The sequence below is a fragment of the Streptomyces sp. NPDC031365 genome, from assembly GCF_055569765.1.
This window is the reverse complement of record NZ_JBVIIM010000006.1, coordinates 101,157-125,403: the sequence shown is the minus strand read 5'-3', so window position 1 is coordinate 125,403 and position 24,247 is coordinate 101,157. Positions and strand designations below refer to the sequence as shown.

The window sequence follows — 24,247 nt, the reverse complement described above, 5'->3', positions numbered from 1 at the left end:
GGGTGGGTGTTGTCACCGCGCTGACAGTTCCTATTGGACGGTCTGTCAGCGCCCCGTCTTCTGCCACCGCCGCACGGAAGCGGAACCTGGGGCCTCAGCCGAACCGCCCGTCACCACAGTGGAGTCGAGATGACCGACACGTCCGAACCCGCGCCGCTGCTGACCGACCGGCTCCGGCACTGGGCGGCGCACAGCGCCCACCGGCCCGCCGTCACCCATGTCGCGTTCCCCGAACCGGACTCGGCCGGCGTGCACCGCACGCTGAGCTGGCAGGGCCTCGACGCACGGGCCCGTGCCGTCGCCGGGCAGTTGCAGCGGACCGTGCGGGCCGGTGACCGGGTGGCGCTGTTGCTGCCGCAGGGCCTCGACTACACGGCGGCCTTCCTAGGCTGCCTGTACGCCGGAGTGATCGCGGTTCCCCTCTTCACACCCGACCTCGCGGGGCACGCGGGACGCCTGGCCGCCGTACTCGACGACTGCGAGCCCGCCCACGTGCTCACGGACGGCCCGTCGCGGGAGGCGGTGGAGGGGGCGACCGGGGGGAGCCTTCCGGTGACCGAGGTGGACGCGCTGCCCGAGGGCCCGCCCGCGACGGAGCTGCCCCGCACCGCTCCGGACGACGTCGCCTACCTGCAGTACACCTCGGGCTCCACCCGCAGCCCGGCCGGAGTGATGGTGACCCACGCCAACGTCGTCGCCAACGCCCGGCAGGCCGTCACCGCCTTCGACGCCGCCCCCGCACGCAGCACCACCGTGGGCTGGCTGCCGCTCTTCCACGACATGGGCCTGGTGCTGAGCGTGGCCGCCCCGGTCTACGCCGGGTTCGCCTCCGTACTGCTCGACCCCGTGGCGTTCCTGGAGCGCCCGGTGCGCTGGCTGCGCCTGCTCGGCAGATATCCCGGGACGGTCAGCGCCGCGCCCAACTTCGCGTACGACTACTGCGCCACCCGCGTCGGCGCCGACGAGGCGGCCGGTCTGCGGCTCGACCGGGTGGCGGCGCTGCTCAACGGCAGCGAGCCGGTGCGGCCCGCCACCCTGGAGCGGTTCCTCGCCGCGTTCGGCCCGGCCGGCCTCGCCGCCGAGGCCCTGTGCCCCGCGTACGGGCTCGCCGAGGCCACCGTGTTCGTCACGGCGGACCGCCGCGACGAGCCGCCGGTGACCGTGGAGTGCGACGCCGGGGCCCTGGCGGCGGGCCGGGTCGAGGAGCGGCCCGGCGGGACGGCACGGCTCACCGCGTGCGGCCGGCCGGTCGGCCAGGAGGTGCGCGTCGCCGACCCGGAGTCGGGCACCGTGCTGGGCGAGGGACGGGTCGGCGAGATCCAGGTGCGCGGACCGAACGTGGGCGCCGGCTACTGGAAACAGTCCGAGCGCAGCGCCGAGACGTTCCGCGACGGCTGGCTGCACACGGGCGACCTGGGCGCGCTGCACGACGGGAGGCTGCTGGTGACCGGGCGTCTGAAGGACCTGATCGTCGTGGACGGCCGCAACCACTACCCCCAGGACATCGAGGAGACCGTGCAGTCGGCGGTGGATGTGGTACGCCGGGACCGGCTGGCCGCCTTCACCGTCCCGCGCGGCGACGACGGCCAGGAGGACCTCGTGGTGGTGGCCGAGGTCCGGCGGGGCACCGGAACGGACGGCGCGCAGGCGGTCGAGCACCTGGCCCGGGCACGGGCCGCGGTCGCGGCGCGGCACGGACTGCGGCTGGCCGAGCTGGTGCTGGTCGAGGCGGGCACGGTGCCGCGCACCTCGAGCGGCAAGGTGGCGAGGGCCGCCGGCCGGGAACGCTTCCTCTCCGGCGCGCTGCGGGCGGAGGCGCTGTGAGCGCCACGGCGCGGCTCGTCCGGGAGACGCTGGTCGCGCGGCTCGGCGAGTGGTACGGCGTCACCCCCGAGGAGGTGACCGACGACCGGCCGTTCGCCGAGTACGGACTCACTTCACGGGACGCCGTCGCCCTCACCGCGCTCCTCGGCCAGGCAGTGGGGCGGCGGCTGCCCGCGACGCTGCTGTGGGAGACGCCGACCCCGGCGGCGCTGGTCGCCGCGCTCACGGCGGAACCGGAACAACCGCCGGCCGGCACGGCCGTGACGGTTCATCCCGCCGGAGGGTCGACGGAAGCTCTCCCCGCCACCGGGTCACCGGTCGCCGTGGTCGGCGTCGGGTGCCGTTTCCCCGGCGGGGCCGACTCCCCGGCGGCGTACTGGCGGTTGCTGACCGAAGGCCGGGACGCCGTCGGGACGGTGCCCGAGGGACGCTGGGAGCGGTTCGTGCCGCCCGGGTCCGTCCTGCCCGACGACCTCGGCCGGCACGGCGGCTTCCTCGACGGCGTCGAGGAGTTCGACGCCGAGTTCTTCGGCGTCGCCGCCGACGAGGCCGTGGCCCTCGACCCGCAGCAGCGGATGCTGCTCGAGGTGACCCGCGAGGCCCTCGACCATGCGGCGATCCCCGCGCCCTCGCTCGCCGGGACCCGCACCGGGGTGTTCGTCGGGATCAGCGGCACCGAGTACGCCCATCTCACCGCCGGGCGGCCGGAGTCGGTGACCCCGTGGACGGCGGCCGGCGCCGCCCTGAGCGTGGCCGCCGGCCGCGTCTCCTACGCGCTCGACCTGCGGGGCCCGAGCCTGTCCGTCGACACGGCCTGCTCCTCCTCGCTGGTGGCCGTGGACCACGCGGTGCGCAGCCTGGCCGACGGCACGTCCGACGTGGCGCTCGCGGCCGGCGTCAACGTCCTGCTCTCGCCGACCGTGACGCTCGGACTCCAGCGGGCGGGCGCGCTCTCCGCCGACGGCCGGTGCAAGGCGTTCGACGCGGCGGCCGACGGAATGGTGCGGGGCGAGGGATGCGGCGTAGTCGTCCTCAAGCGCCTCGCCGACGCCGAGCGGGCCGGCGACCGCGTCCTCGCTGTGATCACGGCCACCGAGGTGAACTCCGACGGCCGCTCCAACGGCCTGACCGCCCCGAACGCGGCCGCACAGCGCGCCCTGCTGACCCACGCCCACGGCCCCGACGGCCGGCAGCTGGACTACGTGGAGGCCCACGGCACCGGCACCCCGCTCGGCGACCCGGTCGAGGCCGGCGCACTGGGCGCGGTGCTCGGACGGGGCCGCCCCGCCGAACAGCCCCTGCTGCTCGGCTCGGTCAAGACGAACATCGGCCACCTCGAAGCGGCCGCCGGCATCGCCGGACTCATCAAGACCGTCCTCGCCCTCCACCACGACGAACTGCCCGGCCAACTCCACTTCGCCGACCCCAACCCGCACATCGACCTGGACGCCCTGCGCCTGCGCGTGCTCACCTCCCCCGAACCGTGGCCCCGCTACTCCGGCACGGCGACCGCGGGCGTGTCGTCCTTCGGCTTCAGCGGCACGAACGCACACGTCGCACTCCGCGAACACCACATACGTGGCACCGGCGGTCCGGCGCCGGCACCCCACCGGCCCGCCGTGGTGCTGCTCGACGCGCCCACCGACGCCCGACTCCGCGCCCACGCGGGCGAGCTGGCGCGGTGGCTCGACTCGCCGGCGAGCCGCGGCGCACGGCCGTCCGACGTCGGCCGGACCCTGGCCGGCCGCACCGGACGCGGCCGGCGGCGCGCGGCCGTCGTCAGCCGCGACCTGGACGCCGCCACCACCGCCCTGCACCGTCTCGCCGCGGGCCACCCGGACACCCACCTCGTCACCGCCGACCGCGCCCCGCTCGCCGCCGACGACCCGGGGCCGGTGTGGGTCTTCTCCGGCTACGGCTCCCAGTGGCCCGGCATGGCACGCGAACTGCTCGCCGCGGAACCCGCGTTCGCCGCCGCCGTCGAACGGCTCGAACCGGTGCTGCGGGAGCACGCCGGGATCTCGTTGCTCGGCGCGACGGAACCGGATGCCGACCTCACCTCGCTCACCGCCGTCATGCCGGCCCTCTACGGCCTCCAGGTGGCGCTCGCCGAACTGTGGCGCTCCTACGGCGTCGAGCCCTCGGCGGTGATCGGCCACTCGCTGGGCGAGATCGCGGCGGCGGTCACGGCCGGAGCCCTGGACGCGCCGACCGGGGCACGGATCGTCGCCTCCCGCTCCCGGCTCCTGACCACCGTGCGGGGCGGCACCATGGCCGTCGTCGACCTGCCCCCGCACGACATCGGCCGGATCACGGATGACCTGCCGACGCTGCAGGTCGCGGTGTACGCCTCGCCCGAGCAGTGCGTCGTCACCGGTTCGGCACCCGATGTCGCGGCTCTGGTCGCCCGGGTCACCGCCGAGGGCGCCTTCGCGAGGACGATGCCGGTCCCGGTGGCGGGACACTCGCCGGACGTCGAACCGCTGCTGGACGCGTTCGCGTGGGAGCTCGGCGCCGTCCCGCACGGCGATCCCGTCTGCCGCCGCTACTCCACGGTCCTGGACGACCCCCGGGACGACGACGCCTACGACACCGCCTACTGGCTGGCGAACCTGCGCCGCCCCGTCCGGTTCGAGCAGGCGGTGCGCGCGGCGGCGCAGGACGGACACCGCGTGTTCGTGGAAGTCGCGCCGCACCCCACCCAGGCACACCCGCTGGCCCGGACCCTGGAGGCCGCCGGGGCGCACGAGGCACTGGTCGTCCCGACGCTGCGCCGCGGCACCGACGACGCGATGTCCTTCCGCACCGGTCTCGCCACACTCCTGGTGCACGGCGCGCGCCTCCCGTCGACGCGGCAGACGCTGCACCCGGGCGGCCGGATCACGGACGTTCCCTCGCCCCGCTGGCAGCACCGCCGGTACTGGGCGGGCGAGGAACCACAGCCGGTCCCCGAACCCGAGGCCCGGCCGGCCACGGCCACCCGGCTGGACCGGTTGCGCACACTCGTCGCACGCGTCATGGGCTTCGCCCCGGACCGCCTCGACCCGGACGTCCCCCTCACCGACCTCGGTCTCGACTCGCTCACCGCGGTCCGTATCCGCACGGCCGTACTGGGGGAGTTCGGCTCGGCGCCCGAAACCGGTGTGCTGCTGCGCCAGGGCACGCTGCGCGGCGTGGCGGCACTGCTCGACGACGCGCACGTACCGGCCCCGCCGCCTCTCGCGCACCCCGAGGAGCCGACCCACGGCACGCCCGGCGTCCTGCGCTCGTTCCCCGGTGACGGGCCGCACCCGCCCCTCTTCCTGGCGCACGCCGCCGGCGGTTCCTCCGACGTGTACGGCCGCCTGGCCGCGCGCCTGGACGGGCAACGGCCGGTGTACGGCTTCGACCGCCTGGAACACCCGGACGACGTGGCGGGTCGCGCCGCCGAGTTCGCCCGCCGGATCCGCCTGCTGCGGCCCGAGGGCCCCTGGATCCTCGGCGGCTGGTCGTACGGCGGAGTCGTCGCCCAGGAGACGGCCCGGCTGCTGAGCCGGGAGGGCGAGGTCGCCGCCCTGGTCCTCGTCGACTCGGTGCTGCCGCTGCCGGCCCCGCCCGTGGCGACCCCGGCCGACGAGGCACGGCGGCGCTTCGCCGGCTTCGCCGCGTACGTCCGCACCGTGTACGGGGCCGAACTGGACCTTCCGTACAAGGAGTTGGGGACCATGGACGACACCGGACAGGTCGACCTCGTCCTCGCGCTCCTGGAGAAGGCCGTCGGCCTGCCGCCCGCCGTGCCGGCACACCAGCGTGCCTCGTACCTGGACCTGCGCAGCGGGGAACGCCACACACCGGGCCCGTACCCGGGCCGCACCCTCCTCTACCGGGCGACGCGGCCGGCACCTCACACGGTCCGCGACGCCCGCTACGAACGCACCGACACCACGCTCGGCTGGGACGCCCACTGCCCCGACCTGACCGTGACCGATCTGCCGGGCCACCACCTGGCGCTGCTCGACCCTCCGGCGGTGGACACCCTCGCCGCGGACCTGACCCGTGCCCTCGACCCCTCCGGCCTCCCGCCGAAGCACGCCTCCATGGAGCCCTGATGCGACGAAACCGCCGGCACCGCAGAACACTCCGCACCCGCCTCGCCGCACTCACCGTCACCGCCGCGCTCCTCGCCACGGGCGGCGCGCTCGCGGCGTCCACGGCACAGGGCACGCCGGTGTCCTCCGGGCAGCGGACGGCCGCGACCGAGGACGGCGCCCACATCGTCGAACGCCGATGGCTCGACGAGCGGACCGTCGACCTGACGGTCCGTTCCCCGGCCGTGGGCGCCGACGTCCCGGTGCGGGTCCTGCTCCCGGACTCGTACGCGGAAACGCCCGACCGCGAGCGGCCGGTGCTCTACCTGCTGCACGGTGCGCACGACGACCACACCTCGTGGACGCGGGAGACGGACGTCGAGGACTTCCTGGCCGACAAGGAGGTCATCACCGTCATGCCGTCGGCGGGACCGACCGGCATCCCCACCGACTGGTGGAACTTCGGCCGCGGCGCGCCCGACTACGAGACCTTCCAGGTCGACGAGGTGATGGGGCTGCTGCGCGAGGAGTTCCACGCGGGGCCGGCCAGGGCCGCGGCGGGGGTGTCGACCGGCGGCTACGGCGCCCTGGCGTTCGCGGCCCGCCGGCCCGGTGCCTTCAAGGCCGCCGCGTCCTACAGCGGCATCCTGGACACGACGGCCACCGGCATGCGCACCGTCGTCGGCGCGATCGTCGCCCGGGAGGGACAGCTGCCGGTCACCCTGTGGGGCAACACCGTCATCCAGTGGGCCAACTGGTCGGCGCACAACCCCTACCGGCTCGCGGACCGGCTGAAGAACACCCACTTGTACGTCTCCCAGGGCAGCGGCCTGCCCAGCGACGACTTCGGAAACCTCGAGGGCGCCGTCCTGGAGGGCACGTTGTGGTGGCAGGCGCGCGGGTTCGTCGACTGGCTCGACGACCTCGACGTACCGGTACGGTCCCACCTGTACCGGGGTGGTTCGCACGCGTGGTCCGCGTGGCGGGGGGAGTTCGAGGCGTCCTGGCCGACGCTCGCCACCGGCCTCGGTCTGAGCCCGGACCGGTAGCCCGCCCGGGCCGCGCCGGACGAGACGTTCGCCGGCGCGGCCCGGAGCCCGGAGCCCGGTGCGCGGCCCGGAGCCCGATGCGCGGGCGGACCGCCCGCCTCTCTAGTGCCAGTTGCTGATCCTGACGTCCTGCGGCGCGGGCTCGCCCGTGCCGGTTTCGATCAGTTTCTTGAGGCTCATCAGGAAGGTCGCCCACTTGGTGCTGCAGTGGTGCATGAATTCCACCGGCTCCTTCCAGCCCTCGTGCCGGAACAGGACGATCGTGTAGTCGTCCTCCTCCTTGAGCTCGAAGCGGATCCGTGTGCCGATCCACTCCTCGGGGCCGTCGACGACCTCCCAGACCACGCGCTCGGCGGGCTGGGCCTCCAGGACCTTCATGTCGAACGCGCCGGGCTCGAAGCTGAACCGGATGACTCCCCCGACGCCGGGGTCGCCGTCGGTGTCCCGCGTCCACCAGCCTGCCAGCCCTTCGACCGTGGTCAACGCCGCGTAGACGGCTTCGGGAGACGACGTGACTCCGATCCTGTGCAGAATGTCCACCATGGTGATGCCTCTTCCTTGTGCGGGCGCCGCCAACGGATGCGGCGGCGTGTGTTCGTGTGGGGTCAGTCGTGCTGGCCGCTCTGGCCGTGCTGGCCGCCCTGGCCGCCCTGGCCGTGCTGGATGGCTTCGGCGATCCGCTTGATGCGCTGCAGCCGGGCGTCCCAGGCCGCCCCGACCGACGACAACTGCGCGACGGCGCGGGCGAGCTGGGCCTCGTCGACCTCGTAGCGGCGCTCGCGTCCGGACGGCGTGACGTGGACCAGCCCGACCCGGTGGAGTACGCCGAGGTGCTTGGCGACCGCCTGCCGCGTGACCGGCAGCCGCTCGCTCAGGGTGGTGGCCGTCCCGCCGCCGTCGGCCAGCAGCAGGTCGAGCATCCGCCGCCGGGTGGGGTCGCCCACCGCGGACCAGAGGTCGTCGTCGACGGTGACGCTCATGGCGTCGACACCAGCCGGGTGACGTACGGGACGAGGCGGGGCAGGCAGTAGTCCCAGCCGGTGACGTGGTCGCGGTACTGCTCCTCGAGGAGGGCTGCCTCCCAGCCCTTCTCCCGGAACCCCGCCTCGGTGAGGCGCAGCAGCGTCCCCCCACCGGACGGCACCAGCTCGAAGGTCACCAGGAGCGAGTTGTCCGGCGTCGCGGCCTCACCCTTGTCGTACACCCACCGGAAGGAGAACCGGCGGGGCGGGTCGGCCTCCACCACCGTGACCGGCACGACGTGCGCCTCCGGCGTGCCCGTTTCCCCGAACGAGATCATCCCGGTGGCGCCGGGCACCGGATCGAGCTCTGCTTCGTCCGGCCACCACTCCTTCAGGTGCTCGGGCCTGCTGACGACCTCGTAGACCACCTCGGGCGTGGCCTCGATGCGGATCTCCCGCTCGATGCTGCCGTACTCCATCCCGGACCCCTCACCTCTCGCAACCTCTGGTTGCGTATAACCGTAGGCCCGTTTCCCGTGACGCGCAACCGCTGGTTGCAGGACCGGGCCGGACCCGTCAGCGGATCAGTGAGCGGCCGGTGGGGGCCAGCCGGAGCGTCCGGGGGGCGGCCGTCCGCGCCCGCTCGAGGGCCTGCAGGACCGCGTCCCGTACGAGGGGGTGGTCCCGCACGTCGGCCAGGTGCCGTCGGTGGTCGCTCTCGTCCGGGTACGAGGTGAGGACCGCGACGATGTTCTCGCCGGCGCGGACCGGTAGCGCCGGGAAGGTGTTGGGGGCGGACTCGGTGGCCAGGACGGCGAGCGGCGCGGGTCCCGTCTCCCGGAACACCGGGAGAAGGCCGTCCCGGACCAGGTCGACGCCGTCGTGCCGTCCGGGAGGGAGGGACCACAGCGTGGCGGACACGAAGCGCTCCGGTTCCGGGGCGCCGGCCCGGGGCCGCTCGGCAGGGGAGAGGGCGAAACCGGTCCCGGCCGACAGCGGCCGCAGCAGGAGGACGTCGTCGGAGTCGATCATGGTGGCGCTGGCCCGGGGGCCGTGCTCGGCCCAGACCGGGCCGCCGTAGAAGGCCGTCAGCGCGCTGTGACGCGCCGCCATGTCCCGGAATCCCCGCAGCCAGACGAAGCGATCGGGGTCGTCGAGATCCCGGAACTGGCCGAGCACGACCATCCCGGTCTCCTCCTGGGTCTCCACGAACTCCCGGTCGAACAGCTCGATGAGTTCGTCGCGCCGGCCGGGACGCAGCGTGTACTGGCGGAGCTCGATCACGGAGGGGCGGTCGACAGCGTGGGTGGGAGGCACAGCGGGCTCCTGTTCGGTTCTCTTCTCCGGGCAGGGGATCCCTGCTCGTCCCGGTAAAAGCCGGGCGCGGACCGACGGTAGGGGAGCCGTGTGCCAGGTGCTGTCAGGGTTTCCTGGAAGAATGCGCCCATGTCTGCCGGTCGACTGCTGTCGGTGCTGCTGTTGCTGCAATCCCGTGGCCGCATGTCCGCGCGAGTACTCGCCGACGAACTGGGGGTGTCCGTGCGGACCGCCTACCGTGACCTGGCACGTCTGCAGGCCGCCGGGGTCCCGGTCTACGCGGAGCCGGGGCGCGGGGGCGGCTACCGGCTGCTCGACGGGTACCGCACCCGCCTCACCGGCATGAGCGAGGGCGAGGCTCGGGCCCTGTTCTTCGCCGGGCTGCCCGGGCCCGCCACCGAGCTGGGCATCGCGGCCGAGGTGGCGGCGGCACGGCTGAAGCTGCTGGCCGCGCTGCCGACGGCACAGCGCGAGGAGGCGACCCGGACCGCGGCGGTGTTCCACCTGGACGCCCCCGGCTGGTACCGGGACCCCGAACGTGCGCCGCACCTGCCCCTGTTCGCCGACGCGGTGCTCACCGGGCGTGCCATGGACGTGCGCTACCGCCGCTGGCGGGCCCCGCACGAGGTGGAGCGCCGCCTCCGCCCCTACGGCCTGGTGCTCAAGTCCGGCACCTGGTACCTGGTCGCCGCCGGGGAGGACCGGATCGCGACCTACCGGGTCGCCCGGGTCCTCGACGCGGTGCCGAGCGACGAGCGGTTCGACCGGCCGCCGGACTTCGACCTGGGTGCGTACTGGACCTCCTACCTCGACGATTTCCGGACGCGCCGCTACACCGGCACGGCCACCGTCCGTCTCTCGCCACGGGGGCGGCGGCGCCTGCCCGACAACGTCCCCCCGGAGGTGGTCCGGGCCGTCGACACCACGGCGGTCGCCGTCGGCGACGACGGGTGGGTGGAGGCCGTCATCCCGACCGAGAGCACGGACCACGCCTGCGGCGAGCTGCTCCGGCTCGGCACCGACGTCGAGGTCGTCGCACCGGCCGGACTGCGCCGGGCGATGGCCGCCACGGTGGGCGCACTCTCCGGCACCTATGGGCTCGCCTGACCTCGGGACGTGTTCGGCGGGGCCGCCGCGCGGCGGTCCGGGGGCCTCCCGTCGAGGCCGTAGTCGGCCGTCGCCGAACGCACCAAGGAGGGCGTCAAGGGAGACGGCGACATCCACGTCGGCGTGCGGTGACGTACAGGCGGCCGGGCTGCCAGGGCCGGTGCTCGACAAGGAGGCGGCCCGGTCCACCTGTGGTGTCAGGTGCCGGCCGGGCGCGGCCCGTCGGTCATCGCCATGAGCTGCAGCCGCAGCGCGAGCCGTACCCGTGGCGAGGTCAGGTCCACCGGGGCCACCTCGTCGAGCTTGCGCAGCCGGTAGCGCAGCGTGTTGGGATGGATCCGCAGCAGCCGCGCGGCGCTCCGCGGGTCACCGTAGTGGTCCAGCCAGGCCGCGAGCGTCTCGCGGTATGCCGTGCCGTGCTCCTCGTCGTGCGAGCGGAGCGCGGCGAGCGGCCCGCCGAGCAGGCCCGTGTCGATCCCGACGGCCGCCGCGGCACGCTCCACGACGACGGCGTCCCAGGCGTCCTCCATCAGCAGGAGCCCCGTCCGGTCGGGGAGCGGGAGCCGGCCATCTCCCACCAGCCGGTGGAGCTCGCCCGCCTCCGCGGTGGCCCGGGGCAGTTCGTCGGGGGTGCGGGCGGGGCAGCCCGCCACGGCGTACAGACCCGGATCGTGGGCGTGCACCTCACGGAGCACGTGCCGGAGCCAGTCCAGCGTGCCCGCACCGGCGTCGGCCAGACCCCCGGCCGTGACCGGCCGTCTGCCCCGCGGCCGTTCGGCGACCAGGCCGAACAGCGAGCCGTCGAGGTCGGTCAGCAGCGGCTGGTGCCAGCCGAAGCGCAGGGCGACCGACTCCCACAGATCCAGTTGTCTGCGCACATCGGTCCCCGCGGGCGATCCGAAGGCCACCACCCGCCAGGGGCCCGCCGGCAGCGCCGGTGCACCCGGTCCCGCGACGCCGGGCCCCGCGGCCGTGCCGGGACCGGTGACGGAGGCGGCGCCCTCGCGCAGGGTCACCCGCAGCCGGCCCGTCGAGACCCGCCGTGCGATACCGGCCTCGGCGCGCAGCCGCAGCAGGTGCAGGGCGAGGACCGAGGCCACGTCGCCGAGCTCCCGGATGCGTTCCGGGGGGACCGGGGCCCGGACCACCGCCCAGATCGATCCCAGCCACTCGCCGCCGGCCCGCACCGGGATGATCAGCCGGGGCAGGGTGCCGTCGGGGCCCGCCGGGGTCCAGATGGGCTCACTGGAGCGGGCGAGCCTGCGGAAGACTCCGCCGGCCCGGAAGTGGGTGAGGGTCTCCGGCGGAACACGCCGTCCCACGATGGTGGAGACGCGCGCCGGGTCGGTCGTGTCCTGCCGCGCGGAGTAGGCGAGGACCCGCGACTGCGCGTCCTCCACCGTCACCGGCGCGTCGATGATCTCGGCCGCCGTGTCGGCCAGCGCGAACAGATCGACGTGCGGGCCGGGCGACCCGAGACGGCTGGTGTCCGGCGCGGCGGCCCGGTCGATGACGCCCCGCAGCAGCCAGACGACATGCGCCCACGACGTGTGCGGCTGCAGTTCGACCAGGGCGGGGCCGGCCAGTTCGTGTGCCGCTGCGGCCACCCGGGGATCCGCGGCGAAGGGGCCCTTCAGCACGACGCCCCCGGCCGACGCCCGGGCGGCCCGTTCCAGCAGGGCGACGGCGCCGTCCCGGTCGGTCACCCCCACCCCCAGGACGAGTTCGCCCGGCTGCCCCACGGCATCACCGGGCTCGGCCAGGGCGACGTCGTGCACTTCGGCGTCACCGGCCGCCACGACCGTACGGAGGAACCCGGCGCCCAGGGACTCCACCAGATCGGTGACCGTGATCATCCTCGGTCCCGGACGGCGCGACGGCAGTGACGCATGAGCGGGGTCATGCCCCCATTGTGGCCCGGAGGCATTGTTCCCGGCGCACTACCCGGGCCACTTCCCTTGGCCGCACGGCACAAAGACAACCGCGGGGGCGGGGCCCACCATCGAAGGCACTACCGCTCGGAGAAAACGCACCACCGCATCGGAGAAGAGGTTCCGCATGTCCCGCCCCGCCTCGCCCGCGCACCCGGGCCCCCGTACTGTCGCCGTCGTCGGTGCGGGCATGGTCGGACTGTCCGCCGCCTGGTTCCTGCAGGAGCGGGGCGTCGAGGTGACCGTGTACGACCGTGACGCGGTGGCCGCCGGCTCCTCCTGGGGCAACGCCGGATGGCTGACCCCCGGCATCGCCACACCGCTGCCCGAACCCGCGGTCCTCACCTACGGCGTCCGCGCGGTTCTCAGCCCGTCCTCACCGGTCTATGTCCCGCCCAGCGCCGACCCCAGGCTGCTCAGGTTCCTCGCGGGGTTCGCCCGGAACAGCACCGCGAAGCGGTGGCTGCGGTCGATGCGCGCGCTCGTCCCCCTCAACAGCCTGTCGCTGGCCGGCTTCGACCTGCTGACCGGAGGCGGCGTCGAGGCCCGGACCCTCGAGGCGAAGTCCTTCCTCGCGGCCTACCGCACCGCCGGGGAACGCCGGGTTCTGCTGGAGGAACTCGAGCAGATCTCCGCCGCCGGCCAGCGGATGGAGTTCGACGTCCTCACCGGCGACGAGGCCCGCGAGGTCGAGCCGTCCCTCTCGGACGGGATCGGCGCCGCGATCCGGCTGTACGGCCAGCGCTACATCGATCCCGGGCACTTCGTGCACGCCCTGGGCGACGCGGTCCGCGCCCGCGGCGGTGAGATCCGGGAGGGGACCGAGGTCACCGATGTGCGGGACGCCGCCACCGGTGTCACCGTCCTGACCGGTGACGGCGCGACCCGGCGCTTCGACGCGGTGGTCCTGGCCACCGGAGCCTGGCTCGGCCGCCATGCCAGGAAGTTCGGGGTCCGCTCCCTGGTCCAGGCCGGCCGGGGGTACAGCTTCAGCGTCCCGGTTGAGCACCTGCCGGCCGGCCCGGTGTACTTCCCCGGTCAGCGCGTCGCCTGCACGCCGCTCGGCGACCGGTTGCGCGTCGCCGGAATGATGGAGTTCCGCAAGCCGGAAGCGCCGTTGGACGCACGCCGGATCAACGCCATCGCCGAGGCGGCCCGCCCACTGCTGCGTGGCGCCGACCTGGACGCCCGCGAGGACGAGTGGGTCGGCTCGCGCCCCTGCACGACCGACGGCCTCCCACTGATCGGCGCCACCGGCTCACCCCGGGTCTTCGCGGCCGGCGGGCACGGCATGTGGGGCATCACCCTCGGCCCGGCCACCGGACTGCTGCTCGCCGAGGCGATGGTCACCGGTGAACGCCCGCCGCAGCTCGCCCCGTTCGACCCGCTGCGCTGACCCGCTGCGCTGACCGGCTGCCGCCGGCCCCGTCCGCCGGGGCCGGACCGGCGGATCACGTCGGAGGAAACGGGCGGTGTCCTGGAGCCCAGGTGTGCCGGCCCTCGCGTCTCCGGCATGATCCGCCGGTCCGGCCCCAGTGGGGCGGGTCCGGCGGGTCGTGGGTCCGGTCCGTGGGCTGTACGCCGGGTGCGAGCCGGACCGTCGGCCCGACGACGGCGATGCCGCGGGCCGGCTCGAACGCCGGTTGAGGGTGAAGTCCTCGCGGTGCGGTTCGGCCTTCGCGAGGGCGGCGCGGCGCGACTCCTCGACGCCCGCGCGCCCACCGTGGACGAGGGCTCACTCGGCTCCGGCCCGCTCGGCCTCCCGGACCAGGGGCAGATGTGGGGCGCGAGCGGGAGCGTACGGTCGTACCTTCAGGAATGTACGACCGTACGCTCCCGGTTGTAGGCTCCCCGCATGACTGTTGACGTACTGCGCGGGCCCACCCGGGCCGACCGGCGGGCCCGCGCGGCCGTGGCGGTGCTGTTCCTCACCAACGGCGCCCTGTTCGCCAACCTGCTGCCGCGCTATCCGCAGATCAAGGACGACCTCGGGATCGGCAACGCCGCGTACGGACTGGCCGTCGCCGCGTTCCCGACGGGCGCCATCGTCGCGGGCCTGGCGGCGGGGGTACTGGTCCGCAGGCTGGGGTCGGCGCGCGTCGCCGTGCTCGGCACCCTGCTGACGGGCGCGGGAGTGCTGGCGGCGGGAGTGGCCGGCTCGCCGGCGCTGTTCGCGGCGGCGCTCTTCCTGGCCGGCGCCATGGACGCGATCACGGACGTCGCCCAGAACGCCCACGGTCTGCGGGTGCAGCGCCACTACGGACGCAGCATCATCAACTCCTTCCACGCCGTCTGGTCCATCGGCGCCGTCACCGGCGGTGCCATGGCCGCCGGCGCCATCGCCCTCGACCTCTCCCGGGGACAGCACCTGCTCGTCTCCGGAGTGATCTTCGGCGTGGCCGCCTGTGTCGCCCTGCGTTACTGCCTGCCCGGACCCGACACCGGGCCGGCGGTGGAGGAGGCCACGGCGGCCGGGCACGACCCGGGGCAGCGGGAAGGCGGGGGAGCGGTGTCCCGGCGCACCGCGTACCTGCTGACCGCACTGGTCCTCATCGCCACTACCGGCACACTCGTCGAGGACGCCGGCAACTCCTGGGCCACGCTGTACCTTTCCGACTCCCTGGACGCGTCGGTGACCCTGGCGGCCTGCGGATTCATCGCCCTGGTCGGCGCGCAGTTCATCGGCCGCCTGATCGGCGACCGGCTCGTGGACCGGTTCGGACAGCGGCAGGTGGCCCGCGCCGGCGGGGTCATCGTGGCGGCCGGCATGGGCCTGGCGCTGGCCGTGCCCACGGTTCCCGGAACGATCCTCGGCTTCGCCGCCGCCGGGTTCGGCGTGGCGACCCTCGTGCCGGCGGCGATGCACGAAGCCGACGAACTGCCCGGCCTCAAGCCCGGATCGGGACTCACCATCGTCTCCTGGCTGATGCGCTTGGGCTTCCTGTGCTCCCCGCCCGTCGTCGGACTCGTCGCCGACGCCGCCGGCCTGCGGGTGGGCCTGCTCGTGGTGCCCCTCGCCGGACTCCTCGTCATCCTGCTCGCCCCGGTCCTGCGGGCACGGCGGACCTGAGCGCCGACCGCCGGCAGAGGAGCGCGGCGGCAGTCCCCCGCGCGCGGTGACGGTCCCCCGCGCGCGGTGACGGCGCGGCCGGGGGGTCCCGCACCGGGCGGGCCCCCACGGCGTTCAGCGCGCCACGGTCTCGGCCTCGCCCTCGGCCTCCCGTTCCTTCCAGGTGACCCCTCGCGAGCACACCGCGACCAGCACCGCGGACGCCGCGACGGCGGCCATGCCGACCGTCAGGTCCGTGTGACCGGCGAGGAAGCCGATCAGTGCGGGTCCGGCGAGGAGTCCGGTGGTGCCCATGGCGGCGACCAGGGCGAGGGCGCCCGGGCCCTCGGCCGCGGCGGCCACGTAGAGACAGGGGGTCACCGTCGCCATGCCCAGGCCGACGCAGGCGAAGCCGATGAGGGCCGGCCAGGTACCGCCGGTCAGCAGGGCGAGCGCGAGCCCGGTGCCGGCCAGCACGCTGCCCGCACGCACCAGGCGCGCATCCCCCCACCGGCTCCGCCAGCCGTCGCCCAGCAGGCGGGCCAGCACCATCATCACCGAGAAGAAGGCGATGCCCAGCGGCGCCAGCCGTCCCGACGCGCCCGTCTCCTCGGTCAGGTAGAGCGCGGACCAGTCGTTCATGGCACCCTCGGTGACGGTGCCGAACACCATGGCACAGCCCAGCCAGAGAGCCGTGCGGGAGGCTCCGGTCAGGCTCCGGAGGCCCTTCTCGCCGTCCTTCGCCGGCCGCTCCCCGGGAGCGGCACCCCGGCCCTCGGCGAGGACCCTGGGCCCGGAGGCGGCCAGCAGCGGCACCAGCAGCGCCGCGGCCAGCGCGAAGTGCGCGGTCACGGAGTGGGTGACCGCGTTCGTCGCGGAGGCCAGCAGCGCGCCCGCGAACGCCCCGCCGCTGAACGTCGCGTGCAGCTGGGCCATCGCGGCCCGGCCGTAGTGCTCCTCGAGGGCGGCGCCCCGCGCGTTCATGGCGACGTTCAGGCAGCCGACCGCCACACCGTCGACGAAGACCACCGCCAGGGCGAGCGGGTAGCTGCCGGCCGCGGCCAGCGCGGGCAGCACCGCCACCAGCACCAGCGCGGACCGGACCGCCAGCCGGCGCGAGCCCATCCGCCGCATCAGCGGCGCGACCAGCGGGAAGGACACCGCCGCCCCGACACCGCAGATCATCAGCAGCAGCCCCAGTTGTGTCTCGTCCAGGCCGAAACGGGACTTGAGCGCGGGCAGCCGGGAGGCCCAGGTGGCGTACTGGAAGCCGAGGAAGCAGAACAGCGCGGCCGTGGCCAGTTGGTCACGGCGGAAATCGCCGAGGGTGGGCAGCATCAGTGTTCAGGACCTTTCTTCCGGGCCGCCGGAGCGGTGGTACTGGACCGGGCGGGACATGTAGACGGCGCCGTCGCCGTAACTCCCGTGGAGCCGGGCGCCCGGGTCGGGCCGGAAGCCGTGTCCGGCCCAGAAGCCCTCCGTCCCGCCGACGGCGATCAGCGAGATCCGCTCGTACGACGACCGCCCGGCGGTGTCCGTGAGATGCCGCACGAGCCGGCTGCCCAGACCTCGGCCGCGGAGGTCGTCCGCGATCACGAGGTCGTGCAGATGCAGGTTGCGCGAGTCGAACGTCCGCTCCTCCGGCCGGGCGAGATCGGGGTAACGGAACCGCGGATAGGGCAGAGCGAGTACATAGCCCGCGACCCGGTCCCCCGTCTCCAGGACGAAGCAGGTCGCCGGGGACGCACGGCCCCGGGAGCGCAGCGCCTCGACGCCCTCGGACAGTGCAGCCGACGCGTACGCCTCGGCCTCCAGGGCGGCTATCCGTGGCCAGTCGTCCTCGGCGACGGCGCGGACGCGCCCGTCCGGGGCGTCGTCGCGGACACAGACGCGGGGGAGCGGACCGAAGCCGTTGAAACCCTCGGTCGTATAGCTGGCGGCGTACGCGCCGGCGGACAGCACCCAGACCGGGTCCCCCGACGCGACCTCCCCCGGCACCCGCACCCGGCGGTGCTCATGGGCGTAGGCGTCGTCGCTGTCACAGGTGGGGCCCGCGACGACGGCCGGCACCAGGCCGGCGTCGGTCACGTCCGGGTGGGTCGGGAAGACGAGTGGGTACCGCACCTCGTCCATCTCGTACAGCCCGTTGAACTTGCCGCAGCTCAGGTACAGCCAGTGTTCGCGCTCCCCGTCCGGCTGACGCCGGGACGTCAGCCGGGAGACATGGGCCCTGATCGCGCCGTGGTCGGCGACCAGATGACGGCCCGGCTCCACGACGAAGCCCAGGGGGCGGGGGGACAGTTCCGCCAGCCGTTCGATGCCTTCGCGCAGCACGGCGAAGGTCTTGTCCAGCGGGGGGTCCAGGTGTTCACCCCGGCGGTCGATGTAGCCGAGCGCCGGCAGACCCCCGCCGAGGTTGACGTGGTCCGGCACGATCCCGCGGCCGTGCAGGGCCGTGAGCACGTCGGCGAGGGTCGCGACGGCCTGCTGCCACGCCTCGGCGGTCATCTGCTGCGAACCGACGTGCACCGACAGCCCGGCGGGAACAAGGTCCGCGTCCCGGGCGCTCTCCAGCACCCGTACGGCGTCGACCGCCGAGCACCCGAACTTCCGGCTCAGCCCCCACAGCGCTCCCTCACCCGTGGTCGCCAGCCGGCAGAACACGCGTGAGCCCGGGGCGTGTTCGGCCAGCGCCGCCACGTCCTGCACGCTGTCCGTGGCGAAGTCCCGTACGCCGAGCCCGTACGCCTGAGCGATGTTCCGGTCGGACTTCACCGTGTTGCCGTAGTGGACGCGGTGCGCGGGCACGCCCGTCGCCAGCGCCCGGACGATCTCCCCGGGGCTCGCCGCGTCGAAGCCGGCGCCCCGGGACGCCAGGAGGGCCAGGACCTCCTCCACCGGGCACGCCTTCATCGCGAACCGCACGTCGACACCGGGCAACTCGCCGGTCAGCGCGTCGTACTGGGCGGCGATCCCGTCCAGGTCGTAGACGAGCGCGTCCTCGGTGGCGGCCGCGAGGGCGGTGCGCAGAGCCCGGTTCACCGGAGAGCGCTCCGCACCTCGACGCCCCCGCTCGCGCTCACCAGGGCCTCCCAGGACTTGATCAGCAGCACGAAGTCCTCGGTGTCGCGCGCGGCCTCGTCCAGCAGACGCTCCCGCTCCGCTGCCATGGCGCGCGCGAACTCGGCGTACCTGCCGCCCAGTCGCCCGTACGCCGCCTCCACCGTGTCCAGACGGCGCTCGTTCTCCGTACGGTCCAGCGCCACGCTCTCGGTGAGGAACGCGGCGAACGGCGTGGGGTCCAGCCGCCCGTCGTCGTCCAGCAGTCCCGCGCCCGCCTCACCCATCCGGTCGTAGACGTGGTGCAGGTACAGCATCGACAGCAAAAACTTCACGAACCGGGTCTGGTACGCCAGGAATCCGGCGTGGGTCCGGCGCTCCCCGGTGTAGTAGTTCTCGATGTGCCGGTTGTGCAGGACGCCGGGCAGGGCGGCGTCGTACACGGCGTGGATGAGGAAGTAGTCGCTGCCGATGGTCGCGGTGGCGGGCGGCAGGGGCAGCCGCTCGTACACGTCCCGGGTGAACGCGATGTTGGACATGTCGACGCGCATCGGGTCGACCAGGGTCAGCGTCGAGTGGTCGCCCGTGAAGGGCAGCATCCCGGCGCCCTTGAAGGACTCCTCGACCAGGCCGTGCTTCTCCTCGTCCGTCCAGTGGGCGGGGGCCCACAGGCCGACGACCTGCTCGTAGACCTCCTTGTCGAGTTCCTGGATCCCGCCGATGTCGACGGAGAGTTCCCCGATGAAGGAGGCGCCCACCATCGAGACGGCCCGATGGGCGATCGCGGGGTCGAGCGTGACGTCCGAGACCCCGGCGAAGGCGTCCGAGGCCCGTTTGCCCAGAGAGGCCAACTCGTGGTGGACGGGGAAGACCGGTTCGCCGTCGAAGAACTGGTAGCGGCAGTCGGAGTCGCGGCGGTGCACCGAGCGGCAGCCCAGCGCGGCGGCGATCAGGAACGCGCGGTTGGTGCAGGCGCCGTACGAGAGCGCGTCGGGGAGCATGAGGTCGAGCAGCCGCTCCTGTTCGGGCAGTTCCGTCCGCCCGACGGCGGTGCGCAGGAACTCCCGCTGGGCCGCCTCGTCGAGGTGGTGCACGACGACGCGCGGAAGGCCGGGGAGCGCGGCGACCGTCCGGGCGTGTGCGGCCCGGGTCGCCTCGTCGGAGGAGTCGAGGATCAGCAGACGCACTTCGACGTCGAAGTGCCGGGCGGCGTGGGCGGCTTCGGCGCCGATGGCCGTGATGGTCGCGGAGCACTCCCTGTTGGTGGGGAGTGCCAGGCATATCCGGTGCACGTCGGTTTCCTGTCTCATCGTGTCCGCTCGTGCCAGGCGTCGAGTCCCAGCAGCGTCCGCCCCAGACCGTCGAGTTCGGCGGGCCCGTAGCGCAGGGACTCGTGCAGCGTCGCGTCGCCGAGCAGGGTCGGGTTCCAGTCCGGCGTGCTGAGGGTGCGCCAGGACTCCACCCGGGAGCGGCGCAGTTCCTCGTGCTCCTCCAGCGCGGGCATCATCGACAGGTACTGCACCGCCCGCACGCCGTCGGCCGAGAGGTTGCCGGCCACTCCGTGCGCCAGCATGCCGTTGAAGATCAGCAGGTCTCCGGTCTTCAGCTGGGGCCGGACCACCGGGAACTCCCTGCGGTCGGTCCCCGGCCGGATCGGGTCCCGGCCGGCCGGCTGCCCGGCCTTCCACGCGTCGAACCGGTGGAAGAGCTCCGGCGAGCACTGGAAACCGCCCTGGTCGGGTTCCGTCTCGGTGAGTGCGATGACGCCCTGCACCCGCTGCGGCGGCACGCTCGCCGTGGTGTCCACATCCCAGTGCAGCTCGATGTCGAAGCCCTCGTCCGTGGGGTCGATCAGGGATCGCGAACGGTTCCTCACGTTGGGCGGATTGAGGTTGAGCCGGTCCAGGGTGACCCAGAGTTCCTCGCAGTCCCAGACGTCCACGAAGGCGTCGTAGACACGCCGGGTCTGCCGGCTGTCCCAGATCAGCTGGTGGTGGTACGCCTCGACGAAGCCGTAGACGAACAGGTCCCGGTCGAGGTCCGAGCGGAAGGTGCGCTCCTGGTACCAGGTCTCGGGGCGCTGCGGGTCGAGGCCCTGGAACTCCCAGGCGAACTCCAGCAGCAGCTTGGCCGCGTCGGGGGAGATGGCCTCCGGGACCACCACGTAACCGTGGCTCTGCCAGGAGGCGAACTGCTCCTCGGAGAGGACCCGCAGCGGCAGGTCCTTGTCCAGGTGCCTCAGCTGCGTCTCGGCGAGGTAGGTCTCGCCGTCGGCGCTGAAGTAGGGGCGTTCGGAGGCGGCGCGGTGTAAGAAGCGGTGGTGCGTCGTCATGCGGTACTCCGGAACTCTGGATCGCTCACGGCATGCGGACAGAAAGAAGGAACAGAGGGAAGGACAGAGGGAAGGGAAAGGTCGGGACGAACGAGCCGGTGACCGGTCGGTGTTACGACGGCCCCGTGCGGCCCGCCAGGATCTCGGCCGCGGCGATGCCGGACACGCGTGTGGCGCCGTGCGTCGCCGGATGCACCGCACCGGGGCGCTCACCCGCCAGAACGCCCATCTCGACGACCGTCGCGTCGGGACGCCTGCGGACCAGGCCGGCGAGCGCGCGGGACATCCAGCCGTAGCGGGCGGCGTCCGGCATGCCGTAGCGGTCGGCCACGGCGCTCATTTCCCCGGCGTCGGTCCCGACCGGACCGCCGAAGCCGAGTTCGCCGCGCCGCAGGTCTTCCACGACCGGGGGGCTCAGGGTCGCCGGCCACCGTTCGTCGTAGGCCGGTACGAGCAGGTGGGCGGTCATCACGGCCCCTACGCCCGCGTCCGTCGCGGCGATGAACGGCGGCAGCCCGGTCAGCGCGAGGGTGCCCGCGTTCAGCGGATTGGTGTTGACGTCGGCGCTCGGCGCGTGGTCCAGGGTGATGCCGAGGCCGTGCAGTCCCCGTCCGACGTCCCGCGCGACCTGCTCGGTGACATCGATGTCATCGAGCAGGCCCAGTGCCAGGTCGCCCGGGCGGGATGCCCCGGTGCGCGCCTCGATCCGGTTGACGTCGCCCGCCTCCCCGTCGACGGCGACCACGAGGCCGGGGTTCTCCGTGCGCAGGGCGGTGGTGAGCCCCGCGGTCTGCTCCGGACCGTGGATGTTGCGGCCGAACGGGACGACGGAGGAGAGCCCCTCGGAGATGCGGCGGCGCACCCAGTCCGGCACCGTCGTGCCCCCGAAGCCCGGCTGGAGCACGGAGTGCGCCCACCGCGGCAGTCGCGGGTGGCTGCTCTCGGTCATCGGGACCTCCGTGCGGGGTTGTGCACGCGGCGGATGCGCAGGGAATGCGCCACGAGTGGTTCAGACCATTGAATATTGGACTGGACCAATGGTTGGTGTCAAGGAACGCCCTTGCGAACTTCGGTTGCTCGAGGCGGTGTTGAAGCGAACCGCCCGGTCAGGGCGCCGGACGGGTCAGGGTCGCCGTGAACTTGTAGCGCGAGCCGCGGTACACCGAGCGGACCCACTCCACCGGCGTCCCCGTCTCGTCCCGCGAGTGGCGGGAGAGCAGGAGCATCGGCAGCCCCACGTCCGTACCGAGCAGTCCGGCCTCCCGCGGGGTCGCCGGGGAGGTCTCGATCGTCTCGTCGGCCTCCGCCGGGCGGACCCCGTACACCTCGGCGAGGGTGGTGTAGAGCGAGGTGTAGCGGGAGAGGTTCCGGCGCAGGTGGGGGAAGCGGCGGGCGGACAGGTGGGTGGCCTCGATCGCCATCGGCTCGCCGCCGGCCAGCCGCAGCCGCTCGATGCGCAGCACCCTGTCCTCCGGCTCCACCTCCAGCAGGGCCGCCAGCTCCTCGTCGGCGGGAACGTAGCCGATGTCCAGGACCTGTGAGGCCGGATGGAGCCCCTGCGCCCGCATGTCCTCGGTGTACGAGGTGAGCTGGAGCGTGCGGTAGACCTTCGGCCGGGCGACGAACGTGCCCTTGCCCTGGATCCGGTCCAGTCGGCCCTCGCCCACCAGCTCCTGAAGTGCCTTGCGGATCGTGGTGCGGGAGGTGCGGAACTCGACGGCGAGCAGGCGCTCCGCCGGCATCGGGGCGCCCGGGGCCCGCTCGTCGGTCATCTGCAGTAACCGCTGCTTGATGCGGTAGTACTTCGGAACGCGACCGATATGGCCCGGCGCCCCCGTTCCGGCCTGGGCGCTGCTGACGTCCGTGCTCATGACCTGCCTCCCGGCTGCGGTGTCCGGCGCGCGGACGGCAGGTGCCGGCCGCGGTGCACGTCGGCGGACGGCCGGGTTCGGCGCCGCACGCTCGGCGATCCCGTTATAACGGTGCGTTCTCGCTTTGGTCTAGTCCAACCCTCAAGCCGTCCCCGTTTGGGGTGAGTTCTACCGCCGTTCGGAAGTGGCCGAGCCGTTATCCAGGCGTGGGTCCACGACCCTTGACAGGGCCATAGGTCTAGGCCAAGCTCCCCTTGCTGGTCTAAACCATTTAGAGGAAGCCGGGTCCCAGCCCGCCGAGCTGTTGCGCCGTTGTGAGGGTCACCGCCGAGGGCGTGGGTGTGGAAGGCATTCCTGAGGAGGGGTGGCGCGTGAAGCGCAAGCTGATAGCCGCGATCGGGGTCGCGGGCATGTTGTTCTCCGTCGCTGCGTGTGGCGGCGACAGTGGTGACGGCGACAAGAAGGCCGGTGCGGACGGTTACGCCGGCGAGACGCTCACCGTGTGGGTGATGGACGGCTCGTCGCCGGACCAGTGGCAGAAGGACCTCACCGCCGAGTTCGAGAAGAAGACCAAGGCGAAGGTCAAGTTCGAGGTCCAGCAGTGGAACGGCATCCAGCAGAAGCTGACCACCTCGCTGTCCGAGGAGAACCCGCCGGACGTCTTCGAGATCGGCAACACCCAGACCCCGGCCTACGCCAAGACCGGCGGCCTCGCCGACCTCGCCGACCTCAAGTCCGAGATCGGCGGCGAGTGGACCGAGTCGCTCAACGAGTCGTCCGTCTTCGAGGGCAAGCAGTACGCGGCGCCCTGGTACTTCGCCAACCGCGTCGTCCTCTACAACAAGAAGGTCTGGGCGGACGCCGGTCTCAAGGACACGCCCAAGACCCGCGACGAGTTCTACGACGCGCTCAAGACGATCGGTGACAAGACCGACGCCGAACCGATCTACCTGCCCGGCCAGAACTGGTACCACTTCGTCGGCCTGGTGATCGGCGAGGGTGGCGAACTGGTCAAGAAGGACGGCGACACGTACGTCTCCAACCTCGACGACCCGAAGGTCGCCGCCGCCGCGGAGACGTACAAGAAGTTCCAGGCGCTGTCCAAGGCGCCCAAGGACAAGGACGAGGCCACCCCGCAGCAGGGCGAGGTCTTCGCCGACGGCAAGATCGGCGCGTTCATCGGCATGGGCTGGGAAGCCGGCATCGCGATCGAGGCCAACCCGAAGATCGAGAAGGACATCGGCTACTTCACCATCCCCGGTGCCACGGCCGACAAGCCCGAGGGTGTCTTCCTCGGCGGCTCCAACCTCGCCGTCGCCGCCGGCAGCAAGAAGCAGGAGCTCGCCAAGGAGTTCCTGAAGCTCGCCCTCTCCGACAAGTTCGAGGGCCAGCTGGCCAAGCTCAACGGCGTCATCCCGAACAAGGAGTCGCTGCAGAGCAACCTGAAGGGCAACGCCCCCGCCGAGGCCGCGGCGCCGGCCGCCGCCGTCGGTGGCACCACGCCGCTGATCCCGGAGTGGGCCGCTGTGGAGAACGACCCCAACCCGATCAAGACGTACCTGACCGCCGTTCTGAACGGCAAGTCCCCGGCCGAGGCCGCGGAGCAGGTCGAGGGCGAGTTCAACAAGCGCCTGTCGCAGAAGCAGTAGACGCAGCGAGTGCACGGACGGGGCGGGGG

At 73.3% G+C, this 24,247-nt stretch carries 18 protein-coding genes and 1 pseudogene; 7 read left to right on the top strand and 12 right to left on the bottom strand.

The annotated features are described in order from the left end of the window. Nucleotides 1-129: 129 nt before the first annotated feature. From ACZ5C2_RS12425 to ACZ5C2_RS12415, 3 genes are read left to right on the top strand one after another with little or no spacing between them, the layout of a single operon-like run. Nucleotides 130-1,824: a fatty acyl-AMP ligase gene (locus ACZ5C2_RS12425; protein ID WP_468789342.1), complete on the top strand. Its 1,695-nt coding sequence runs from the start codon at nt 130-132 to the stop codon at nt 1,822-1,824. Next, complete coding sequence (locus tag ACZ5C2_RS12420; RefSeq protein WP_468789341.1) at nt 1,821-5,912, top strand: beta-ketoacyl synthase N-terminal-like domain-containing protein; 4,092 nt, start codon at nt 1,821-1,823, stop codon at nt 5,910-5,912. The genes ACZ5C2_RS12425 and ACZ5C2_RS12420 overlap by 4 nt, the downstream gene beginning before the upstream one ends. Further along, nucleotides 5,912-6,940 carry an alpha/beta hydrolase gene (locus ACZ5C2_RS12415; protein WP_468789339.1) on the top strand — a complete coding sequence of 343 codons (1,029 nt, stop codon included), beginning with the start codon at nt 5,912-5,914 and terminating at the stop codon, nt 6,938-6,940. The genes ACZ5C2_RS12420 and ACZ5C2_RS12415 overlap by 1 nt, the downstream gene beginning before the upstream one ends. A gap of 102 nt (nt 6,941-7,042) precedes the next feature. Here ACZ5C2_RS12415 and ACZ5C2_RS12410 read toward each other — a convergent pair whose 3' ends face one another. The 4 genes from ACZ5C2_RS12410 to ACZ5C2_RS12395 form a co-directional block, all read right to left on the bottom strand. Beyond that, nucleotides 7,043-7,483 carry an SRPBCC family protein gene (locus tag ACZ5C2_RS12410; protein ID WP_468789337.1) on the bottom strand — a complete coding sequence of 147 codons (441 nt, stop codon included), beginning with the start codon at nt 7,481-7,483 and terminating at the stop codon, nt 7,043-7,045. Between the two features lie 62 nt (nt 7,484-7,545). After that, nucleotides 7,546-7,920 carry an ArsR/SmtB family transcription factor gene (locus ACZ5C2_RS12405; protein ID WP_468789335.1) on the bottom strand — a complete coding sequence of 125 codons (375 nt, stop codon included), beginning with the start codon at nt 7,918-7,920 and terminating at the stop codon, nt 7,546-7,548. Next, the gene (locus ACZ5C2_RS12400) at nt 7,917-8,381 is read right to left on the bottom strand and encodes an SRPBCC family protein (RefSeq protein ID WP_468789333.1); all 465 of its coding nucleotides are present in this window, start codon (nt 8,379-8,381) and stop codon (nt 7,917-7,919) included. Before ACZ5C2_RS12400 ends, ACZ5C2_RS12405 begins: the two co-directional genes overlap by 4 nt. Before the next feature lie 97 nt (nt 8,382-8,478). Beyond that, entirely contained in the window at nt 8,479-9,219 is a 741-nt protein-coding gene (locus ACZ5C2_RS12395) for an NIPSNAP family protein (RefSeq protein ID WP_468789331.1), read from the bottom strand. Between the two features lie 129 nt (nt 9,220-9,348). Here ACZ5C2_RS12395 and ACZ5C2_RS12390 point away from each other — a divergent pair, with 129 nt between their 5' ends. After that, nucleotides 9,349-10,326, top strand: a complete 978-nt coding sequence (locus tag ACZ5C2_RS12390; RefSeq protein WP_468789329.1) for a helix-turn-helix transcriptional regulator — start codon at nt 9,349-9,351, stop codon at nt 10,324-10,326. Between the two features lie 197 nt (nt 10,327-10,523). Here ACZ5C2_RS12390 and ACZ5C2_RS12385 read toward each other — a convergent pair whose 3' ends face one another. Then, nucleotides 10,524-12,182 carry a PucR family transcriptional regulator gene (locus ACZ5C2_RS12385; protein ID WP_468789327.1) on the bottom strand — a complete coding sequence of 553 codons (1,659 nt, stop codon included), beginning with the start codon at nt 12,180-12,182 and terminating at the stop codon, nt 10,524-10,526. A 202-nt stretch (nt 12,183-12,384) separates the two neighbouring features. On the opposite strand from ACZ5C2_RS12385, the gene ACZ5C2_RS12380 reads away from it, so the two are divergent. Continuing rightward, a complete protein-coding gene (locus ACZ5C2_RS12380; protein WP_468789325.1) occupies nt 12,385-13,653 on the top strand; it encodes an NAD(P)/FAD-dependent oxidoreductase in 1,269 nt (422 codons plus the stop codon). 459 nt (nt 13,654-14,112) lie between these two features. Further along, on the top strand, nt 14,113-15,327 hold the full coding sequence (locus ACZ5C2_RS12375; protein ID WP_468789323.1) for an MFS transporter: 1,215 nt from the start codon (nt 14,113-14,115) through the stop codon (nt 15,325-15,327). Nucleotides 15,328-15,441: 114 nt separating this feature from the next. Here the strand turns inward: ACZ5C2_RS12375 and ACZ5C2_RS12370 are convergent, their stop codons facing one another. From ACZ5C2_RS12370 to ACZ5C2_RS12340, 7 genes and pseudogenes are all read right to left on the bottom strand, one after another. After that, on the bottom strand, nt 15,442-16,644 hold the full coding sequence (locus tag ACZ5C2_RS12370; protein WP_468789321.1) for an MFS transporter: 1,203 nt from the start codon (nt 16,642-16,644) through the stop codon (nt 15,442-15,444). Between the two features lie 6 nt (nt 16,645-16,650). Then, nucleotides 16,651-17,091, bottom strand: a complete 441-nt coding sequence (locus ACZ5C2_RS12365; protein WP_468789563.1) for a GNAT family N-acetyltransferase — start codon at nt 17,089-17,091, stop codon at nt 16,651-16,653. Nucleotides 17,092-17,184: 93 nt separating this feature from the next. Continuing rightward, nucleotides 17,185-18,348: pseudogene (locus ACZ5C2_RS12360) on the bottom strand (type III PLP-dependent enzyme); the annotation flags it as partial. Further along, on the bottom strand, nt 18,345-19,676 hold the full coding sequence (locus ACZ5C2_RS12355; protein ID WP_468789319.1) for a DUF6271 family protein: 1,332 nt from the start codon (nt 19,674-19,676) through the stop codon (nt 18,345-18,347). The gene ACZ5C2_RS12355 and the pseudogene ACZ5C2_RS12360, both read right to left, overlap by 4 nt. Further along, entirely contained in the window at nt 19,673-20,698 is a 1,026-nt protein-coding gene (locus ACZ5C2_RS12350) for a phytanoyl-CoA dioxygenase family protein (RefSeq protein WP_468789317.1), read from the bottom strand. Before ACZ5C2_RS12350 ends, ACZ5C2_RS12355 begins: the two co-directional genes overlap by 4 nt. Nucleotides 20,699-20,810: 112 nt before the next feature. Continuing rightward, nucleotides 20,811-21,647, bottom strand: coding sequence for a glycoside hydrolase family 3 N-terminal domain-containing protein (locus ACZ5C2_RS12345; protein ID WP_468789315.1), 837 nt, complete (start codon nt 21,645-21,647; stop codon nt 20,811-20,813). A gap of 157 nt (nt 21,648-21,804) precedes the next feature. Further along, nucleotides 21,805-22,569, bottom strand: a complete 765-nt coding sequence (locus ACZ5C2_RS12340) for a GntR family transcriptional regulator (RefSeq protein ID WP_468789313.1) — start codon at nt 22,567-22,569, stop codon at nt 21,805-21,807. Between the two features lie 371 nt (nt 22,570-22,940). Here ACZ5C2_RS12340 and ACZ5C2_RS12335 point away from each other — a divergent pair, with 371 nt between their 5' ends. Further along, entirely contained in the window at nt 22,941-24,218 is a 1,278-nt protein-coding gene (locus tag ACZ5C2_RS12335; protein WP_468789311.1) for an extracellular solute-binding protein, read from the top strand. Nucleotides 24,219-24,247 lie beyond the last annotated feature (29 nt).

Coding starts and splice junctions, on each gene's coding strand:
- ACZ5C2_RS12425 (WP_468789342.1), top strand. CDS start 130: ATGACCGACACGTCCGAACCCGCGCCGCTGCTGACCGACCGGCTCCGG.
- ACZ5C2_RS12415 (WP_468789339.1), top strand. CDS start 5,912: ATGCGACGAAACCGCCGGCACCGCAGAACACTCCGCACCCGCCTCGCC.
- ACZ5C2_RS12410 (WP_468789337.1), bottom strand. CDS start 7,483: ATGGTGGACATTCTGCACAGGATCGGAGTCACGTCGTCTCCCGAAGCC.
- ACZ5C2_RS12405 (WP_468789335.1), bottom strand. CDS start 7,920: ATGAGCGTCACCGTCGACGACGACCTCTGGTCCGCGGTGGGCGACCCC.
- ACZ5C2_RS12400 (WP_468789333.1), bottom strand. CDS start 8,381: ATGGAGTACGGCAGCATCGAGCGGGAGATCCGCATCGAGGCCACGCCC.
- ACZ5C2_RS12390 (WP_468789329.1), top strand. CDS start 9,349: ATGTCTGCCGGTCGACTGCTGTCGGTGCTGCTGTTGCTGCAATCCCGT.
- ACZ5C2_RS12385 (WP_468789327.1), bottom strand. CDS start 12,182: ATGATCACGGTCACCGATCTGGTGGAGTCCCTGGGCGCCGGGTTCCTC.
- ACZ5C2_RS12380 (WP_468789325.1), top strand. CDS start 12,385: ATGTCCCGCCCCGCCTCGCCCGCGCACCCGGGCCCCCGTACTGTCGCC.
- ACZ5C2_RS12375 (WP_468789323.1), top strand. CDS start 14,113: ATGACTGTTGACGTACTGCGCGGGCCCACCCGGGCCGACCGGCGGGCC.
- ACZ5C2_RS12370 (WP_468789321.1), bottom strand. CDS start 16,644: ATGCTGCCCACCCTCGGCGATTTCCGCCGTGACCAACTGGCCACGGCC.
- ACZ5C2_RS12355 (WP_468789319.1), bottom strand. CDS start 19,676: ATGAGACAGGAAACCGACGTGCACCGGATATGCCTGGCACTCCCCACC.
- ACZ5C2_RS12350 (WP_468789317.1), bottom strand. CDS start 20,698: ATGACGACGCACCACCGCTTCTTACACCGCGCCGCCTCCGAACGCCCC.
- ACZ5C2_RS12345 (WP_468789315.1), bottom strand. CDS start 21,647: ATGACCGAGAGCAGCCACCCGCGACTGCCGCGGTGGGCGCACTCCGTG.
- ACZ5C2_RS12340 (WP_468789313.1), bottom strand. CDS start 22,569: ATGAGCACGGACGTCAGCAGCGCCCAGGCCGGAACGGGGGCGCCGGGC.